The following is an 18,691-nucleotide window of genomic DNA, read 5'->3' as shown; positions in this document are numbered from 1 at the left end:
AAATGTAACTTATTACTGTTAGATTTTTTCTTTTTATCAAATGTTTGTTCAGATTATATCATAAAATATTGATTATGAAGTATATTTATGTCATATCCGCCGTTTTATTGTTATTCGGTTGCCAATCAACATCGGAGGGTAATGAACCTAATTCACGAGAATTTTATAATACGGTGGATATTTCAAAGAAAGAAGATATTCAATATCATTCTTTTACGTTAGACACACTGAAGATGAACCCCGAAGGGACATCCTATGTCGGAAAATTTTTGATGTGGAAAGATACACTCTATTTCGTAGACGAACGCTTTTCCTATATTTTTCAATTTACGAATGAAGGAGAGTTTGTACAGCGACACGCAGGGAAAGGAAGAGGACCTAATGAAGTATTTTACATTGATTATCTGACATTTGGTGAAAACGAATTCGCTACGATGAATGGAAACAATTGGGCAATTGACATATTCGACACTCAATTTCAAAAAAAGAAATTTTTTAGGATAGACAACAACAGTACAAGAACCTACGAAGAATTATGGCACGAACCTATGGTTACATTGGCAGATTCGTACAGTTTTGACTGCGTTAGACCTAATACCTTCAAACGATGGGATGAGGACAGAGTGGTTTGTTCTATTTTTTCAAAACACGCATTCTTGAATGGATACAGCACATCAGAAAAGTCAGAATTATACTATAACTACGCTCGTTGTTTCGGAATCATCAATTTAAGAACAGGAAAGTTTGAGAAAATTTTAGGTAGACACTCTCCCGTATATTTATCTCAACAAAACATCCCTAATTTTCAATATTTAAACTATGATACCTATGAAAAAATAGATGATGTATATATCAATTTTTGGCCTGATCCTGACATTTATCTTTACAGTAAACAAGAGGATAAAATCAAAGGAAAATTTGGAAAGGCAGGACGGGACATGAAAACAGATTATCGCCGTACCAACACCTCTGAGGAAGGCCATAGGAATTGGAAAAGCGATTATGCAACGTATGGTTACTATACGTTTTTAAAACATTTCCCTGAAAAACAGCTGATTTTCAGAGGTTATTCCAAAGGTAAGGGTGCAACAAGCCATGGATTGCAAATTTACAAAAACCATCAACTGATAGCAGATTTAGACGTACCTAAAGGGTTTGAAATTATCGGACATTCCAACGGAATGTTCTACGGCATTACGCCACAAGACCCTGATGTAGATTTTTTAATAGTTTATAAAGTTAAATTTTCGTAATGAGATACATATATTTTTTTATTATCTTATTTTTATTAATCTCCTGCCAAGAGAAAAAAACAAAAACAGGCCCCGTAAAACAGGCTTCAAGCTCTGTTGAGTATGAGGTATCGGCGGGTGTTTTAGAACCAAAAAGAAATCGGATTAAAATTCAAAACGTCAAAAAAGGAGAGCGTTTGGTTCAAAGATTCATTCTTTCAAACACAGGAACTGAAATGGTTCGCATTTTAAGAAATGATGCTTCATGCAATTGTACAGAAGTGCTAATTTCCAAAAAAGGGAAGTGTTGTAAAAAGTATGATACCTTTAATAAAATGGATATTTCTGTCAGGCTGAGCGTAGTCGAAGCCCTGTAATTACGAGGCTTCGACTACGCTCAGCCTGACAATCAAAACTACCATCATACTTTTTATAACACAACCCAAAAAAGAAATTCAACCAACTGATACGATTTCTGTTCAAATGATTGTTGAAACCTCTGACAAAGAAGTAGGTAACCACAATGTTAATACGGTTTTAACTACCAACGGAAAGCAGAAATTTTATAATTTAGAGATTGATTTTACTGTCGTAACCAATGATTAATATGAAACTTTTTTTTATTATTTTACTATTTGCTTCTCCTCTATTCTCTCAGAATAAATATGGAGGACATGTGTTAGATGCTAAAACCAATGCCCCGATTTATGGGGTGTATATTTCCGTGAATGATAAGGTAGTAGCCTCTACCGATGACGATGGTTTTTTCAGTTTTGAAGGAGATGAAATCACTACCAACGACCGCATTTGTTTCAGTCATATTTCTTACAAAACATTATGCCTTTTTGGAAATGAAATTGGTCATCAATACCATTTAGAACTTGGTGTGAATGAACTAAGTGAAGTAAATATTTATCAGGGAGGTGAAAAAGTTTGGAATGTGTTGGAAAAGGTTAAGGACTTTGAGAAGAAAAAATCTTACTACGTAACTCCCGATTTTTGGGCAAAATCACACGGAACAGCCCGATTTTACAACAAAAAAGGTATGCTTGTGGGTTATTCCGAAATTGTAGGGCAAACTATGTTGCTTGGTGACGTGCGAAAAAATCCTTTTTGTATCGGTTTCAACATCCCACAGCAAATACGCCGTAGCCCCGAAAAAATGCTTTTAGAAACAGATAAAACGCTTAAAAACAATGGTATACTTTTTAAATCTCCTTTGTACTTCTATGGATTTTCTATGTTAAAATTAACGCACCCGCTATTTGAAAAAAACACCTCTAAGTTTGTTTTTGAAAAGGTTGATGATGAGTATCTTACCGAAAATGCTCATACAGTTTTGGAATACAAGCAAGTGAAAGAAATATCGACCATTATGGGAAAATGTTCTAACATGAGCGGAAAAATATGGTTAGATGAAAATAATAAAATATTCAAAGAAACCACTTCATTTGATGAGGATAATGCCTTTCGGCATATTTTAACCGTTGAATATGTAATCATTGGGGAACATCACTACCCTTCCAAAATTTCATACCACCGATTTGCTTTGACAAGAGAAGTGATTAGTCAAAAAATGCACATACAACTGACGCACATCACTCCTGTCAAAAATGAATATGACGGCAGACACGGCTTCCTAAGTGAAATGTATCTGTATCCATCGCTGAAATATGATTCCAAATTTTGGAAGAAATACCCCATCGAAAACACCACAACCTATGATGAATTAAAGAAAATGGCTGAAGGCATGTCGTTAGATGCCTTTTTTAGGAAAGCAACTGATTCCCCCGAAAATTTATTCAACAAACAAGGCGAAAATTACAAATACATAATAGACAGGGTTATCCCTACTATGGAATATTTCAAGAAAATTAGAGATAGAGATATGAAATAGAATATTAATATTACAAATCCCTATCCTGGGCGTAATAGTCGTACATCGCCACTTGCGAACGAACTTTTAAATCGTCATTTCGGCGGTAGGCATTATCTTGTTTTTGTGAGATAATACGTGCTTTCACATTGTCCGACCATCCAATTTCAAAGGTGTCCATCAATTCTTTTTTGATAGCAGCATCATAAATTGGGCAACCGACCTCCACTCGGTGGGAAATATTACGAGTCATAAAATCAGCCGAAGAAATATAAACCTTCGGATTGCCATTATTTCCAAAAATAAACAGACGAGGATGCTCCAAAAACCTGTCCACAATACTGATAACTTCAATGTTTTCGCTCATTCCTGGAACTCCTGGAATCAAACAACAAATACCACGAACAATCATCTGAATTTTAACCCCTGCCCTACTTGCTTCATAAAGTTTGTCAATCATTTTATAGCTGGTTAAACTATTCATTTTCAGCTTTATGAAGGCTTCTTTACCGTTCTTAGCATTGGTAATTTCTTGCTCAATGAGTTTAGTAAGTATTTTCTTTGTATAATGTGGTGACACAATCAAATGCTTATAGCGTTGGATGATATAATTCGTATCAAAGAAGTTAAACACTTTATTAACCTCCTTAAGAATATCTTGATTGGCGGTAAACAGGGTGTAATCGGTATAGATTCGTGCGGTAGATTCATTGAAATTTCCTGTACTGATGAATCCATATCGTTTGAGTTCCTTCCCTTCTTCACGTTCAATAACACATATTTTACTGTGGACTTTCAACCCTCGAACCCCAAAAATAAGTTTTACACCTTCCGCTTTTAACAATTCTGCATATTTTATGTTTGATTCCTCATCAAAACGAGCTTGTAGCTCAATTTGTACGGTTACTTTTTTACCATTCTTAACCGCATTTATTAATGAGTTCACCACTTGTGAATTTTTTGCCAAGCGATAAACGGTAATTTTTACGGATTTCACTTTGGGGTCCAAAGCCGCTTCTCGCAAAAACCAAACAATATTGGAAAAAGTATGATAAGGTGTGAATTGCAAATAATCTTTTTCGGCTATCTTTTTGAGCAAACTTTCTCCTGACGAGAGTCCTTTTACGGGCAGTGGCTGAATGGGCTCATAGGTCAAATCATAGCGTCCCATACTTGGAAAATTCATATAGTCACGTCGGTTGTGATATCTTCCTCCAGGTATGATGCTATCAGTGTCCACAATATCCATCTTCTCAAACAGAAATGCCAAAGTATCCTTGTCTATTCCTTTATCATAAACGAAACGGACTGGCTCTCCACTGCGTCGCCCTTCTACACTTGACGAAATTTTTTCAACAAAACTTTTACTTAAATCATCATCAATATCAAGCTCTGCATCTCGGGTGATTTTAATCATATGTGCCGTAAGTGATTCATAACTGAAGATGTAAAAAATTTGATGCATACAAAAGCGTATGATGTCATCAATCATAATAATATAATGCTTTCCATCCACTTTAGGCAACTCCACAAAACGATCAATAGTAGTAGGTAACTCAATGAGTGCATACTGTATTTTCTCTTTATACGCTTTCGAAGAAAAGAATTTTTGAATACCTTTGGTTTGTCCCTCTTCTTTCAAAATCATTTTGATTGCTAAATACGCCACATCATCCTTCAACTCAGGAAACGCTTCCAGATCATTTAGAATGATAGTAAACAAAGCTGGACGCACTTTGGAAAGAAAATAACTAGTCACAAACTTCTCATGTTCAGGAAGTAGCGTTTTTTCATTCACAATAAAAATCTGTTCTTTTTCCAATTCTTTAGTTACTGAACCTATAATGTTCAGACTCTGTTCCTGCAATTGGATAACCTCTTTGGTGATTTCTTCAAGCAATTCTTTAGCGTGGATGTCACTACTATCGTTCATCACAATACGCTTAATCGTAGCATAACGCACTTTGAAAAATTCATCTAAATTATTTGAAAATATTCCTGCAAAACGCAAACGCTCCAATAGCGGAACGCTTTCATCTGCTGCCTCTTGCAATACTCTCTCGTTGAATTTCAACCAACTAAGTTCCCTGTTTATGTATTTATTCTTTGCCATATTGATGTAATAAGAAAAACTAAAGATGCCTTTTTTGTCAAAATCCGCACTGTAAAGTACACGATTAAATAGAAATATTTTTTAACATTTAATCCACCTTTAAGAATCGTTTCTCAACTGCTTTTAGTACAACTCTTTTTGGACTGCACTGCCACAAAATTACGAAAAAATATTTAACATTCATAGAATTCATTTCACAAAACAAAAAAAGAACCCGAATTTCAATCTTCTCGGAATTTTATTTATATTTGCGTGAAATTAGTGTACATGATGAAGAAAATAATATATATCTGTACGTTGCTTTTCAGCGTTTTAACTTCGGCTCAAGAGTTAAATGCTGTGGTAACGGTAAACACCCAACAGGTGAACCTCTCCAATAGAAATGTTTTCAAAACATTGGAAAAATCTTTGCATGAATTTATCAATAATGCTACATGGACAAGCATAAAAACACATGATAATGAACGTATTAGATGCAATTTTACTTTCGTAATTACCAAGTATGAGAACAATCAGATGGAGGGAAGTTTGCTTGTGCAGTCATCTCGCCCTGTCTTCAATACGGCATATCAATCGCCCGTAGTGAATTTGCAAGACAAAGATGTATCTTTCAGTTATCAAGAGTTTGAAACACTGTCTTTTACCAATAATTCGTTTGAATCGAACTTAACCTCCATCGTGGCATATTATGCTTATTTAATCTTAGGTTTTGATGCCAATACATTCGTGGAATCAGGAGGACACCCCTATTTTGTACAAGCTCAAAGCGTTGTAACAAATGCTCAAAGTAGTGGCTATACAGGTTGGACAGACAATGGGGATAACAATCGTTGGATGCTCATAAAAGAATTATTATCAGAGAATTACACAAATTATCATAAAATTTGGTACACCTATCATCGTTTGGGATTAGACATAATGAATATGGATGAGAAAAATGCAAAGGAGGAAATGCAAAATGCGTTGCTACAAATTGAAAAAATCCCAAGCCTACGACTTAATTCCTACGCTGTGAACATACTATTTGGGGCAAAAACGGACGAAATTGTATCCATCTATTCAGGAGGAACCATGTTCAGCACCAAAACTTTGAAAGAATCACTGCTGAAAGTAGCTCCCTCACAGGCAATTAAATGGAATATGATTAAATAGTTGCAAATTCTGACTATCCAAAACGTAATTCATAATTTCAAATTCTCACGAAAAAAAATAAAAACATGCTAAAAGCACTATCTATAAAAAATTTCGCTTTAATTGATGATTTACACATCAATTTCCCTGAAGGGTTCATCATCATCACAGGAGAAACAGGAGCTGGGAAATCCATACTATTAGACGCACTTTCATTGGTGCTTGGGAAACGAGCCGACATGTCAGCACTCCGAAATAAAGAAGAAAAATGCGTTATTGAAGCCGAATTTTCATTAGAAAAATACAACTTTCTGACTCTTTTTAGTGACTTAGAAATTGACTACGAACCGCAAACCATCATCCGTAGAGAAATTCTACCCTCGAACAAATCAAGAGCGTTCATTAACGATTCACCCGTGACCTTAGATACTCTTAGCCGATTGGGAGAGGTGTTAGTCGACATACATTCGCAACATCAAACACTTTCTATTGGAAATTTAGATTTTCAGTTCGATATCATTGACGCTATTGCTGGTAACAAACACCTAATCTCGGAATATGTATCCCTGTGGGAAAAACTCAAAAAAAACCAGAAAAAACTTCAGGAACTCATTGATTTCCAAAAGAATGCAAATAAAGAATACGACTATAATTTTCATCTACTAAAAGAATTAAAATCCGCTCCTCTGCAAAAAGGTATCCAAGAGGAATTGGAAGAAACCTATGAAGAGGCATCTAATAGCGAGGAAATAAAAGAATATATAAAAGAAAGTTTGCAGTTGTTGAGCGACGAAAATGTAGGTATCGTAAACCAACTGCGTGAATTAAAACGTGTTTTCACAAAACTCACCGACTACAAACAACAGTATCGCGATATTTTCGAACGCATTGAATCAGCCTTCATTGAATTGGATGACTTACAAAATGAGGTCTTTGACATCGACGAAAACATCGAAACTGACCCAGAAACTTTGGAAAAAGTATCACAGCAATTACACTTGATTTACGACCTACAAAAAAAGCACAAGGTCTCAACTGTGGATGAACTTATTGCCATTCAAACCCAATTGGAAGAAGCCGTTTCCCAAACTGAAAACATAGAAAGTTCAATTGAAGAACAACGTAATATTGTTGAAAATCAACAAATTGAAACTATCGAAAAGGCATCGGAACTGCACGAAACACGCAAAAAGGTCATTCCAGAATTAGATACTAAACTAACTAATTTCATGCATGAACTTGGGATGCCAAATGCACGTTTTCAGATAGAATTACAGTCCACACAAACGTATCAAAACAACGGAATGGATCAGCTAACTTTTTTATTTTCAGCTAATAAAGGTGGGAATTTTGGAACTTTAAAAAAAGTAGCTTCTGGCGGAGAATTGTCGCGAATTATGCTTGCGGTGAAAGCTATTATGGCAGAACATACAGCATTACCAACCATTATGTTTGACGAAATTGATACAGGCGTTTCAGGCGAAATATCTCTAAAAATGGGGGAAATAATGAAAAATATGAGTAAAAATCGACAAGTTTTTGCCATAACACACCTACCACAAGTAGCTGCCAAAGGTCATTATCATTTTAAAGTTTTTAAGGAAGATATTGAAGGAAAAACTACCACTCAACTAAAACAACTTTCAGAAAATGAGAGAATTATTGAACTTTCGGAAATGTTAGAAGGAAAAAACAGTGGTGAATCGGCAAAAAATCATGCAATAGAATTACTAAAAAAAGGTTAATAACATATTAAAAATCAGAACTCTATGGAACTATTTAATTCAATGGACATATTCCTAAAAACATTTTGGTATATCGCTATTCCAACATCAGTTATCTTTTTAATCCAAACAGTAATGACTTTCATCGGTATGGGAAGCTCAGATGGCATTGATGCGGACTTTGATGGAGATTTTGAAGGAGAAGATACCCCATTCCAGTTATTTTCATTCCGAAATTTGATTAACTTTCTCTTAGGTTTCAGCTGGACTGGAATTTCATTTTACCAACTTATTGAAAATAAGATTCTTCTAACTTTATTAGGAGTCGTTATCGGCTGTCTATTCATTTACCTATTCTTTTTGGTCATAAGAGCATTAATGAAACTCACCGAAGATAACTCATTTAAAATCAATGAAATAATAAACAAAACTGCAGAAGTTTATTTAACCATTCCACCTCATAAGTCGGGCAAAGGGAAAATAACTCTCAGCGTAAAAGGTTCATTCCGAGAGCTTGAAGCAATGACTGACGGTGATAAGATTCCGTCAAATTCTATCGTAAAAATCGTTGGAATCGAAAACACTGTGGCCATTGTGGAAAAAGTCTAAAAGTGCTAAAACATGTAAAAAGGAAAAATACGATAATTAACCGATAAATGGTGATTTGTCCTATTTTTCAACGATATAACTTAATAAAATTAACTTTTTAAAACAATCACTTAAATTAGTTACATGGCTGAGAACACCAAAAATATGCAATCCCAAAAACAAATCAATCTACAGTCCTACAAAGAGTTAAAACGCTCAAGACTTGATAATAGTGTTCATTATAACATCATCAAGTATACCAAAAAATATATGGATGACTACTACCTTGATGGGATTATCGGACTGATTCCTGTGGTTGGAGATTTTTTTACTCAGTTCTTTAGTTTTTCATTTTTGTATGTATCAATATTCAAAATTCGATCTTATCGATTAACGGTTGCTATTCTTTTCAACTCTCTTTTGGACGTGTTGATTGGGCTTATTCCTTATTTGGGTATGGTATTAGATTTTGTTCATCGTTCGCACAAAGAAAATTTCGATTTAATCATTGGCTTTGTGAACGATGACAAAGAAATCATCAAAAAAGTAAACCGTCGTGCCTTGTGGACAACTATTGGCGTAATTGTGCTTATTGTACTAATTATCATAATGATTGGCTTTGTGCTATCTCTTGTTAAGGATTTATTCGACCAGATTTTTGGGTAGCTAAAAAGGTTGCCAAATTGCTTTGACAACCTTTTGATTTGTTTAATATATATAACTATTGCTCTGCCATGAATGGGATAAAAATTATTCCCATTCAATGGTTGCAGGTGGTTTTGAGCTAATGTCATACACTACTCGGTTGACGCCTTTCACCTTATTGATAATTGCATTTGATATTTTTTGTAGGAAAGTGTACGGCAAATCAACCCAATCAGCGGTCATTCCGTCTACACTTTCTACAGCACGCAAAGCAACAACCTTTTCGTACGTACGCTCATCTCCCATAACACCTACGCTATTGATTGGCAACAAGATGGCTCCTGCTTGCCATACTTTGTCATAGAGATTATGTTCTTTGAGACCGTTGATAAAAATGGCATCTACTTCTTGTAAAATTTGCACTTTTTCAGCGGTAACATCCCCCAAAATACGAATCGCCAATCCTGGACCAGGGAACGGATGTCTGCCTAACAATTCCTCATCAATACCTAAGGTTTTCCCCACACGGCGTACCTCATCTTTGAAGAGCATACGCAAAGGCTCTACTACTTTTAATTTCATAAAATCAGGTAATCCTCCTACATTGTGATGTGATTTTATGGTGGCTGAAGGGCCTTTCACCGATAACGATTCAATAACATCAGGGTAAATCGTCCCCTGCCCTAACCATTTCGCATCTTCAATTTTATGTGACTCATCATCAAACACTTCGATGAAAACACGCCCTATGGTTTTTCTCTTGTCTTCAGGGTCTGACTTTCCTGTCAAAGCAGTCAAAAAACGTTCCGAAGCATCTACTCCTTTTACGTTTAATCCCATCCCTTCATATTGTTTCAGAACATTCTCAAACTCGTTTTTACGAAGTAACCCATTGTTTACAAAAATACAATGAAGTTGATTTCCGATAGCTTTGTTAAGCAGTACTGCTGCCACAGTTGAATCAACGCCTCCTGAAAGCCCTAAAACCACTTTTTCATCACCAACTTGCTCTTTAAGAGACTGTATGGTCATTTCCACGAAATTATCTGGTGTCCATGTTGGAGTAATTTTTGCTATTTTCGTAAGGAAATTTTCTAACAATTTTTTTCCATCAATTGAATGTGATACTTCAGGGTGAAACTGAATAGCATAGGTTTGTTCCCCATCAATCCGATAAGCAGCATTAACCACATCATTAGTACTCGCCAAACACACACCTCGAGTAGGCAATTCTTTAATTGTATCACTGTGACTCATCCACACCTGGCTATCTATTGCAATACCGTCAAATAAGGGTTCATTTTCCTTAATGAACGAAAGATTTGCACGTCCATATTCACGAATATTTGACGGAGCTACGTTTCCTCCATTGAAATGAGCCAAATATTGAGCTCCGTAACAAACAGCTAATAACGGTTTTTTACCTTTGATTTTTGACAAATCGGGTAATAAAGCGTCTTCACTTCGCACCGAATAAGGTGACCCTGAAAGAATTACCGCTGAAAAATCATCTAAATTTTCAGGTAAATGATTAAATGGATGTAACTCACAAAAAAAATTCAGTTCACGTACTCTACGAGCAATCAACTGAGTGTACTGCGAACCGAAATCTAAAATTAAAACACTGTTATTCATTGATTTATGTAATGTATAGTCTAAAAAATAATCCGAATCTCAGGCAGAATTACAAAAAAATGTAAATCGCCGAATATTATGGGTAATAAATGCAAAAAAGACCGCCTGAAAAGTTAATCTCCGTGCTATCCTATCATTCCGATTAAAGGGAGGAACCCTATGAACCTTGTGAATAAAGGTTTCCAAGAAATTAAAGATGGCAAAATGGTGTAAGACAAAACTTTTCGGACAGCCCTCTAAATAAAAAGTGCAACAAAAAATTATTTAAAAAATGAATGTGAAACCACGTCTCTACGTTCGTCATTTCTTTTGTTGTATTTTCTCAATTGTCCCAACCAATAGAACAGGAACACAAACCCAATGAGGATAAATGTCCAAGTCATAAAATTGGCTCCCCACCAACTTTCAAGTTCCAACGTACGCAAAAAATCCAATGGAGCAAACAGAATTTCCTCAAAAAAATATTGGATAGCTTCAAAAAATGCTTTCATATACAGATATGTTTTTTTAAGTATAACTAATTCGGTACAAATATATTAATTCTTTTTTGATAAATAAACTTTTTCATCTTTTTTTAATGGATTCTTATGGTAAAAATAGACAGGTTCGGCATTTGAAACAGCTGTTATTAAAAACATATCTCCTTGATAATAAGAAGATAATATCATTGCTTCCCAATCTGATTTTTCGACAACTTCAATTTCATATGGCTTGAGTAACAAAACGTTATTTTCTCTGCTATATCGAGTAACGTCTCCGAAAAGTGATGCTGTGTAAAAATCCTTATTTTGGCGATAAACATCTAACAAATTTCCGAACATTATTGAAATTCCATCTTTCATTATAAGTACTTTATCAGCAAAAGCAAGAGCCTCACGGCTATCGTGCGTAGCAACAATACAGCTGATATTTTTATCTTTTAAATAAGCAAATAACGTCCGTTGTAGTTTATTACGGCGAAAAGTGTCGATTTGGCTGAAAGGCTCATCAAGTATCAGCAATTCAGGTTCTTGTGCCAAAGCTACAGCAAGTCCCACACGCTGCTTTTCACCTCCACTGAGCAAATGTGCCTTTCTGTCCGAAAAACGTTCCATTTCCACAAGCGAAAGTAACTCGCTTACACGTTGTTTTTTATAATCTAAATCAATGTTAGACAAGAATTTACCAATATTCTCTGCCACAGTATGATACGGACTCAAACCAAAATCTTGTGCTAAATACTTCATTTTTTCATAACCAGGAACCAATTGACGTGAAGGACCTAATACTTTCTTCTCCTTGAAAAAAATGGTTCCTTCTTGTAAATCAAAAAGTCCGTAAATAGCTTTCAGTAACGTACTTTTACCACTGCCACTTTCGCCCATAACAGACAGATGTTTACCTTGTTGCAATTCAAACGAAATATCGCGAAAACCAGCATTGAAGCCGTCGTAGGTATATGATATATTATTAACTTTGAGCATCTTTCAAAAAAAAGCAAATATATAATAAATAACCAAAACTACAATACTTACAGAAAATCAACTATTTAGAAGTAAATTTTCTATTACAATGAAAAATATTTTGAAAAAAGTTGGAGAAAAATTTTTTCTATTTAAAATTTATTTCTACATTTGTAGTGTAAAATCTAAACTTGTAGAAAATGAAAAAATTATCAAATACAGAAGAACAGCTTATGGAATATTTATGGCAGAAACAAACTGCCTATATGAAAGATTTATTGGAGGCTTATCCTGACCCAAAACCGGCAAGTACAACTATCGCTACACTTCTTAAACGAATGATTGACAAGCAGATGGTTGGGTATCATCAAAGGGGAAATTCGCGTGAGTATTATCCGAAAGTTTCCAAAAACAGCTATTTTTCCCGAAAGATGAAAACCATTATCAGCGATTATTTTGAAAATTCAGCTTTTCAGTTTGCTTCCTTTTTTGCAAAAGAAATTTCGATGACGCCCGAGCAATGGGAAGAATTAAAAAAGATAGTAGATTCAAGCCTTAAAAAGGAATAAAATGATACCGTATCTTATCAAAACACTATTGTGTGGTATGTGTTTCTACACATTGTATCACTTGTTGTTATCGCGAGAAAAAATGCTGATATTCAATCGGTTTTTCTTGCTTTCGGCTTTGGTAGCTTCGTTTGTTTTTCCGCTGATTACCATTGAAATGCCTTTTCAACCCATATTTGAAAAAACATTCGAGCAAACAGTCGTTACACAAGAAGTTAACAATTCCTCGATTTACGTAAATCCAACAACAGAGCAATTTATTACAGAAAATAACAACTTTACAAGTTTGATTATCATGTGTTTATATGGAGTGATTACGTTTCTGATGTTATTTCGATTCTTACGTAACTTACTTAAAATCTTCAATAAAATCAAAAAACATCCTAAACAACCTTATCAAGGAGCTTATTTGGTGATTTTGGAAGAAGAATGTGCACCTCATTCGTTTTGGAATTACATTTTTATCAATAAAAAAGACGCCTATGAACAAAAAGTTTTATTACACGAACTGACCCACATTCGGCAAAAACATTCTTTGGATTTACTTTTTGTCGAGTTTTTGAAAATCGTGTTTTGGTTTCACCCTGTGGTGCATTTGTTTGGGAAAGCTATCCGAATCAATCACGAGTTTTTAGCCGATGCTTGTGTGGTTTCTAAACACACAAATATTGCAGAATACCAAATGCTTATACTCAAAAGAGCTGCTTCTGCAAATGTCCCGATTTATAATTATTTCAATTTTTACAACACCAAAAAACGTCTGATTATGTTACAAACAAAAGTAAATCATTTTCGTAATTTATGTAAAATGGCGTTGCTTATCCCAACAAGTGTTCTATTCCTTGTGGTTTTTGCCGAAAAAAGCTACGCCCAAGAAGCGGAAAAACAAAAAGAAGTTTCTCCCTTACAAGCATCTGCCAAATATAAAATAATAAGAGTAGAAGGTGTAAGTCTTAAGGGAAAAGGAGAAAAAACAACTGTTACTCTGACAGATGAAGCAGGTAATGAAATTGTGGAGCAAATTACCAATAAATCAGAAAGAGAGGCTTTTACTAAGAAGTATGGCTTACAATTACCGCCTCCGCCACCACCTCCGCCACCTGCTCCTTCAATACCTACTAAAAAAGTGAGCTATATGGAGTTGCCAATTCCGCCACCTCCTCCAGTACCCGTCAAAGAAAAGTAATGAAATTTACTATAATGACTATTGATGCTTCGACTCCGCTCAGCAAGACAAACTCCGTGTCAGTCTGAGCGAAGTCGAAGACTTTTATATCGGTTATTTTAAATTCAAAATGATATAGCTTTATTTTTCTGTGAAAACATTAACAAAAAAGCAAGTCTTAAAAACTTGCTTTTTTATTGTAAAGTCATTGTATAAACTTTAAGCTATCATAAAATACACTTCTATAAGCAGATTCAACCCAATTAAAGTGTAAATAATTGTCATAACACCTATACCAAGACTAATGAAACCTTTAGTTTTTCGTTTTTTAGTCAGTAAAAAGTAGGATTCCGCCATCAAATACAAAGAAGAAATACCGCTCCACAGAAAAAGACATAAAAACAAAAACTTTTCCATTTTGATGCCATCCATTTTTGAAAAGACATATCTTATGATGAAAAACACCAAAAAGAAACCTAAAAAACGGACAAGAAAATGTATTATGTTCGATTTCATTTATTTTCTGTTAAAAAGAACTTTTGAACTGCTCTAAAAAACGGACATCGTTCTCATAAAACATACGAATATCTCCAATTTGATAAAGCAACATCGCTATACGTTCTACTCCCATTCCGAAAGCAAAACCGCTGTACTCTTCACTATTTATATTGCAGTTTTTCAATACATTAGGGTCAACCATTCCACAACCCATAATTTCGAGCCAACCCGTTCCTTTGGTGATACGATAATCAATTTCATTATTCAAGCCCCAATAAATATCCACTTCCGCAGAAGGCTCTGTAAACGGAAAATACGACGGACGCAAACGAATTTTTGACTTTCCGAACATTTCTTTAGTGAAATAAAGCAATGTTTGCTTCAAATCAGCAAAAGATACGTCTTTGTCAATGTAAAGTCCTTCTACCTGATGGAACAAACAATGCGAACGTGCCGAAATAGCTTCATTTCTGAATACACGTCCTGGAGAAATGGTACGAATTGGCGGTTGGTGGCTTTCCATATACCGAACCTGTACCGAGCTGGTGTGTGTACGGAGCAAAATATCAGGATTGGTTTGAATGAAAAACGTATCTTGCATATCACGAGCAGGGTGATATTCAGGTAAATTCAATGCCGTGAAATTATGCCAATCGTCTTCAATTTCAGGTCCTTCGGAAACGTTAAACCCAATGTTAGAAAAAATTTCAATAATTTGATTCTTCACTAATGAAATTGGATGACGTGCCCCGATTTGAATTGGAGTAGCGGGACGGGACAAATCGCCACAAACACCTTGGCTTTCGTTTTGTTGTTCCAAATTGTCATGCAGAGCCTGTACTTTGGATTCTACCTTGGATTTAAGTTCATTTAGAATTTGTCCGAATGATTTTTTCTCTTCATTAGGAACATTTTTAAACACTGCAAAAAAGTCATTTAAAACACCTTTTTTTCCTAAATACTGGATACGAAATTGTTCTACCTCTTCCTTTGTTGCTCCAACAAAGGCTTCCACTTGAGCGATATGCTCTTTAATTTTATCAATCATTATCCGTTAAGATTTTCTCTCTGTTAGGTGGCAAAAGTAATGTTTTTTTACCAAATTCGAAAATAGTCATATAGAAATTTTACTTCGACAGATTCTATTTGCAAAGGCTCTTGATAAACCATATTGGTAACACTTGAGAACTGATCGTCATTTCAAGTAGCAGTCAGTCAATCTTTACAAATGAACCTACAATAAAAATATTTTCATTCGTTTGTTTTTAATAAGCATCATCTCATCAGTAATTCAAAATATTAATTATCAAATAAATACATAATTTAATACAGGTACATAAACGAGTTCACTTATATATTTCAATATTATTTTGTACATTTGCAGGAAGTTAAAATTTACACAAAACTTATTTCAAAATTTATTCAATATCTTAATCTGATTGTAAATGAAAAACATCACCTACATAGGTTACTTGTCATTTTTACTATTAAGTTGCCAAAGTTCGAACGTAATCGGTCGTTACTCAGAGGAACAAGTTGTTTTATTAGAACTTGAAAATACAAAAATTATTACCCCAAAAACAGAAACTATCAAGAAAATAGACTTAAATCCTTTTCTTGGGAAAAAACAATTTGAGTTTGGAAACTTAGTAAACGAAGTAAAAATTATCCCGTTGGAAACCAATAACAAAAGTCTGGTTGACGGTATTTATAAAATCATAACTACGGAGGAATATATTTATATAATGGATAATTTCAAAGACGGAGGGATTCTGATTTTTGATAGAAATGGAAAATTCATAAAACGATTTTCTCACGGACAAGGGCCTGGAGAACTTTCCCGATTGTACGATATTGATTACGATTTTAAAAATGATGAATTAGTAGCCTATCAACATTCTTTTTTGTTATTCTTTGATAAAGTGGGAAATTTTCTTAGACGGGAGCGATTACCTCTTGGGTTCGATAATTTATTGGTAACTGATGATGGCTATATCTTCAAAACTTATCCATCACAAGGAAATGAACATCTAAAAGAAAATGAAAAATACACTTTCCTTTTTTCTAACAAAACTTTCAAAATAAATTCAGTGGCTGTTTATAGCCCTAAACCAATAAAGGCTCTATCAGCTTACACTTACCTTTACAAAAATGACAATTTGATTAGCTTAACTGGTCATATGACTGATACCATCTACAAATATAATTCCAAAACCAACGAATTAACCTCCGAATTTGTGTTAAATTACGACAAAAAAGTCCCTCGTAAGTATCTTTATGGAGAAACTTTTGAAACGTTTACAAAAGCTACCCGAAATAACGACTACTATTTTAACATAGGAGAATACTTTGAAACTTTTTCGCAAAATGTTTTCTTTTTACATAATAACTATACTGAACTGAAAACCGTTGTATATCGTGATAAAAAAACGGGAAATATGGTAGGAGGTAATAACGCTAATCTTAAACCAAAAGAAATCCCTCCAATAGCTTTTCCCAAAGCCGTGTACAAGGATTATTTTGTTTCTACCTACATTCCAAGTTCAGAAGATTATGAAATCTTAAAAGATAGTAAAACCATCTCAGCAGAAGACAAAGAAAAAATAAAACATTCAAAAGATGATGACAATCCCGTGTTGGTATATTTTAAATTGGAAGAGTTTTAGTTTTTCCTTATTGAGAAGTTTGTTTATAATACTTATCTTCGTTAAACATAATATTTAACTGTTTAGAAAAAGAATCTTTTTAAAATAAACGCCGTATGAAACAAATATGCTTTTTAGTTTGTGTACTTCTTTTTAATAGTTGTCAAAACACACCTGAAAAAACTCGCTATACCCAAGAACAAATAGCTTCCCTACAATTAGAAGAAACAAAAATATTGATCCCTAAAATGGACTCTATCAAGAAAATAGACTTAAATCCTTTTCTTGGAAAAAAACACTTTGAGTTTGGAAATTTAGTAAGCGACGTAAAAATTATCCCGTTGGAAACCAATAACAAAAGTTTAATTGGTGGTATTTATAAAATCATAACTACGGAGGAATATATTTATATAATGGATAAATTCAAAGGTAGGAATATCATCATTTTTGACAAAAGCGGAAAATTTATAAAACGATTTTCTCACGGACAAGGGCCTGGAGAGCTTTCCCGATTGTACGATATTGACTATGACTTTAAAAACGATGAATTAGTAGCCTACCAACATTCTTTTTTATTATTCTTTGATAAAGTAGGAAATTTTCTTAGACAGGAACGACTCCCTTTAGGGTTTAACAATCTAATAGTAACTGATGATGGTTATATTTTTAAAACCTTATCACAACAGGGAGGAAACACACATTTGGAAGAGAAAGAAAAATACACATTATTAGTAACGGATAAAAAATTTGAGTTGAATTTTGTTTCCTTACCTGTAGACCAAGAAACAAGAGCTCTTTCCGCTTACACTTACTTACATAAAAATGATAATTTGTTTAAAATTACAGGTGAATTTACAGATTCTATCTACAGTTATGAACCAAAAACAAACAAATTAACAACAGAATTTGTATTAGATTACGATAGAAAATTACCTCTAAAATATGTTTACGGGAAAACATTCGAAGAGTTTGACCGCATCACTCAAAATAACAACTATTACTTCAATATAGGCGACTATTTTGAAACTTTTTCCCAAAATATTTTCTTTTTAGAAAATTATTATATAGGATCACAAACTGTCATTTACAGGGATAAAAAAACAGGAAATATGGTCGGAGGTACTGATGCTAATTATGATCCAAAAGAAATTCCTCCGATTGCTTTTCCGAAAGCGGTGTATAAGGATTATTTTGTGTCCACATACATTCCTGGTTCCAAAGACTATGATTTTTTAAAAGATAGTAAAATCATCTCAGTAGAAGATAAAGAAAAAATAAAACTATTAGAAGATGAAGACAATCCCGTGTTGGTATACTTTAAATTGAGAGAGTTTTAGGATATGAAAAACAAATTTCTACAATTGTTTTTAACTTGGAAAAATAGTACTCGTTTAATTATTTAGATAAAATTGTATTAGTCGCCATAGA

Annotated in this window: 17 protein-coding genes; 12 read left to right on the top strand and 5 right to left on the bottom strand. The window is 34.1% G+C overall.

Annotation, left to right across the window (positions count from 1 at the left end):
• Positions 1-74 precede the first annotated feature (74 nt).
• The 4 genes from CGC52_RS00210 (at position 75) to CGC52_RS00200 (ending at position 3,129) form a co-directional block, all read left to right on the top strand.
• Positions 75-1,253 carry a hypothetical protein gene (locus CGC52_RS00210; protein ID WP_095893094.1) on the top strand — a complete coding sequence of 393 codons (1,179 nt, stop codon included), beginning with the start codon at positions 75-77 and terminating at the stop codon, positions 1,251-1,253.
• The gene (locus CGC52_RS00205; RefSeq protein WP_095893093.1) at positions 1,253-1,609 is read left to right on the top strand and encodes a DUF1573 domain-containing protein; all 357 of its coding nucleotides are present in this window, start codon (positions 1,253-1,255) and stop codon (positions 1,607-1,609) included. Before CGC52_RS00210 ends, CGC52_RS00205 begins: the two co-directional genes overlap by 1 nt.
• 106 nt (positions 1,610-1,715) lie before the next feature.
• Positions 1,716-1,838 carry a hypothetical protein gene (locus CGC52_RS11380; protein WP_255395912.1) on the top strand — a complete coding sequence of 41 codons (123 nt, stop codon included), beginning with the start codon at positions 1,716-1,718 and terminating at the stop codon, positions 1,836-1,838.
• Between the two features lies 1 nt (position 1,839).
• Positions 1,840-3,129 carry a hypothetical protein gene (locus CGC52_RS00200; RefSeq protein WP_157909087.1) on the top strand — a complete coding sequence of 430 codons (1,290 nt, stop codon included), beginning with the start codon at positions 1,840-1,842 and terminating at the stop codon, positions 3,127-3,129.
• 10 nt (positions 3,130-3,139) lie between these two features.
• Here the strand turns inward: CGC52_RS00200 and ppk1 are convergent, their stop codons facing one another.
• On the bottom strand, positions 3,140-5,221 hold the full coding sequence (gene ppk1, locus CGC52_RS00195; RefSeq protein ID WP_095893091.1) for a polyphosphate kinase 1: 2,082 nt from the start codon (positions 5,219-5,221) through the stop codon (positions 3,140-3,142).
• A 270-nt stretch (positions 5,222-5,491) separates the two neighbouring features.
• Here ppk1 and CGC52_RS00190 point away from each other — a divergent pair, with 270 nt between their 5' ends.
• The 4 genes from CGC52_RS00190 (at position 5,492) to CGC52_RS00175 (ending at position 9,330) form a co-directional block, all read left to right on the top strand.
• Entirely contained in the window at positions 5,492-6,373 is an 882-nt protein-coding gene (locus CGC52_RS00190) for a DUF4835 family protein (RefSeq protein WP_095893090.1), read from the top strand.
• A gap of 65 nt (positions 6,374-6,438) precedes the next feature.
• The gene (recN, locus tag CGC52_RS00185) at positions 6,439-8,097 is read left to right on the top strand and encodes a DNA repair protein RecN (RefSeq protein ID WP_095893089.1); all 1,659 of its coding nucleotides are present in this window, start codon (positions 6,439-6,441) and stop codon (positions 8,095-8,097) included.
• A gap of 24 nt (positions 8,098-8,121) precedes the next feature.
• Positions 8,122-8,685, top strand: coding sequence for an NfeD family protein (locus CGC52_RS00180; RefSeq protein ID WP_042010335.1), 564 nt, complete (start codon positions 8,122-8,124; stop codon positions 8,683-8,685).
• Between the two features lie 123 nt (positions 8,686-8,808).
• A complete protein-coding gene (locus CGC52_RS00175) occupies positions 8,809-9,330 on the top strand; it encodes a DUF4112 domain-containing protein (protein WP_232751821.1) in 522 nt (173 codons plus the stop codon).
• An 84-nt stretch (positions 9,331-9,414) separates the two neighbouring features.
• On the opposite strand, the gene guaA is transcribed toward CGC52_RS00175, so the two are convergent.
• The 3 genes from guaA to CGC52_RS00160 all read right to left on the bottom strand — a co-directional run bounded on the left by guaA (position 9,415) and on the right by CGC52_RS00160 (position 12,407).
• Positions 9,415-10,944, bottom strand: coding sequence for a glutamine-hydrolyzing GMP synthase (gene guaA, locus CGC52_RS00170; RefSeq protein ID WP_095893088.1), 1,530 nt, complete (start codon positions 10,942-10,944; stop codon positions 9,415-9,417).
• Between the two features lie 260 nt (positions 10,945-11,204).
• Entirely contained in the window at positions 11,205-11,435 is a 231-nt protein-coding gene (locus CGC52_RS00165; protein ID WP_042010327.1) for a hypothetical protein, read from the bottom strand.
• Positions 11,436-11,480: 45 nt separating this feature from the next.
• Positions 11,481-12,407, bottom strand: coding sequence for an ABC transporter ATP-binding protein (locus CGC52_RS00160; RefSeq protein WP_095893087.1), 927 nt, complete (start codon positions 12,405-12,407; stop codon positions 11,481-11,483).
• 179 nt (positions 12,408-12,586) lie between these two features.
• Here CGC52_RS00160 and CGC52_RS00155 point away from each other — a divergent pair, with 179 nt between their 5' ends.
• Together CGC52_RS00155 and CGC52_RS00150 are read left to right on the top strand one after the other, a co-directional pair.
• A complete protein-coding gene (locus CGC52_RS00155; RefSeq protein ID WP_095893086.1) occupies positions 12,587-12,955 on the top strand; it encodes a BlaI/MecI/CopY family transcriptional regulator in 369 nt (122 codons plus the stop codon).
• 82 nt (positions 12,956-13,037) lie between these two features.
• Positions 13,038-14,141, top strand: coding sequence for a M56 family metallopeptidase (locus CGC52_RS00150; RefSeq protein ID WP_095893085.1), 1,104 nt, complete (start codon positions 13,038-13,040; stop codon positions 14,139-14,141).
• Positions 14,142-14,646: 505 nt separating this feature from the next.
• On the opposite strand, the gene pheS is transcribed toward CGC52_RS00150, so the two are convergent.
• A complete protein-coding gene (gene pheS / locus CGC52_RS00140; protein ID WP_198540569.1) occupies positions 14,647-15,666 on the bottom strand; it encodes a phenylalanine--tRNA ligase subunit alpha in 1,020 nt (339 codons plus the stop codon).
• 397 nt (positions 15,667-16,063) lie between these two features.
• Here pheS and CGC52_RS00135 point away from each other — a divergent pair, with 397 nt between their 5' ends.
• Together CGC52_RS00135 and CGC52_RS00130 are read left to right on the top strand one after the other, a co-directional pair.
• Positions 16,064-17,284 carry a 6-bladed beta-propeller gene (locus tag CGC52_RS00135; RefSeq protein ID WP_095893082.1) on the top strand — a complete coding sequence of 407 codons (1,221 nt, stop codon included), beginning with the start codon at positions 16,064-16,066 and terminating at the stop codon, positions 17,282-17,284.
• A gap of 95 nt (positions 17,285-17,379) precedes the next feature.
• Positions 17,380-18,600 carry a 6-bladed beta-propeller gene (locus tag CGC52_RS00130; RefSeq protein ID WP_095893081.1) on the top strand — a complete coding sequence of 407 codons (1,221 nt, stop codon included), beginning with the start codon at positions 17,380-17,382 and terminating at the stop codon, positions 18,598-18,600.
• Positions 18,601-18,691 lie beyond the last annotated feature (91 nt).

The sequence above is a fragment of the Capnocytophaga sp. H2931 genome (assembly GCF_002302535.1).
GTDB lineage: Bacteria > Bacteroidota > Bacteroidia > Flavobacteriales > Flavobacteriaceae > Capnocytophaga > Capnocytophaga canis.
Note: the sequence above shows the minus strand (reverse complement) of the source record. Positions and strands in the feature narration are given on the sequence as shown.

Coding starts and splice junctions, on each gene's coding strand:
- CGC52_RS00210 (WP_095893094.1), top strand. CDS start 75: ATGAAGTATATTTATGTCATATCCGCCGTTTTATTGTTATTCGGTTGC.
- CGC52_RS00205 (WP_095893093.1), top strand. CDS start 1,253: ATGAGATACATATATTTTTTTATTATCTTATTTTTATTAATCTCCTGC.
- CGC52_RS11380 (WP_255395912.1), top strand. CDS start 1,716: ATGATTGTTGAAACCTCTGACAAAGAAGTAGGTAACCACAATGTTAAT.
- CGC52_RS00200 (WP_157909087.1), top strand. CDS start 1,840: ATGAAACTTTTTTTTATTATTTTACTATTTGCTTCTCCTCTATTCTCT.
- ppk1 (WP_095893091.1), bottom strand. CDS start 5,221: ATGGCAAAGAATAAATACATAAACAGGGAACTTAGTTGGTTGAAATTC.
- CGC52_RS00190 (WP_095893090.1), top strand. CDS start 5,492: ATGAAGAAAATAATATATATCTGTACGTTGCTTTTCAGCGTTTTAACT.
- recN (WP_095893089.1), top strand. CDS start 6,439: ATGCTAAAAGCACTATCTATAAAAAATTTCGCTTTAATTGATGATTTA.
- CGC52_RS00180 (WP_042010335.1), top strand. CDS start 8,122: ATGGAACTATTTAATTCAATGGACATATTCCTAAAAACATTTTGGTAT.
- CGC52_RS00175 (WP_232751821.1), top strand. CDS start 8,809: ATGGCTGAGAACACCAAAAATATGCAATCCCAAAAACAAATCAATCTA.
- guaA (WP_095893088.1), bottom strand. CDS start 10,944: ATGAATAACAGTGTTTTAATTTTAGATTTCGGTTCGCAGTACACTCAG.
- CGC52_RS00165 (WP_042010327.1), bottom strand. CDS start 11,435: ATGAAAGCATTTTTTGAAGCTATCCAATATTTTTTTGAGGAAATTCTG.
- CGC52_RS00160 (WP_095893087.1), bottom strand. CDS start 12,407: ATGCTCAAAGTTAATAATATATCATATACCTACGACGGCTTCAATGCT.
- CGC52_RS00155 (WP_095893086.1), top strand. CDS start 12,587: ATGAAAAAATTATCAAATACAGAAGAACAGCTTATGGAATATTTATGG.
- CGC52_RS00150 (WP_095893085.1), top strand. CDS start 13,038: ATGCTGATATTCAATCGGTTTTTCTTGCTTTCGGCTTTGGTAGCTTCG.
- pheS (WP_198540569.1), bottom strand. CDS start 15,666: ATGATTGATAAAATTAAAGAGCATATCGCTCAAGTGGAAGCCTTTGTT.
- CGC52_RS00135 (WP_095893082.1), top strand. CDS start 16,064: ATGAAAAACATCACCTACATAGGTTACTTGTCATTTTTACTATTAAGT.
- CGC52_RS00130 (WP_095893081.1), top strand. CDS start 17,380: ATGAAACAAATATGCTTTTTAGTTTGTGTACTTCTTTTTAATAGTTGT.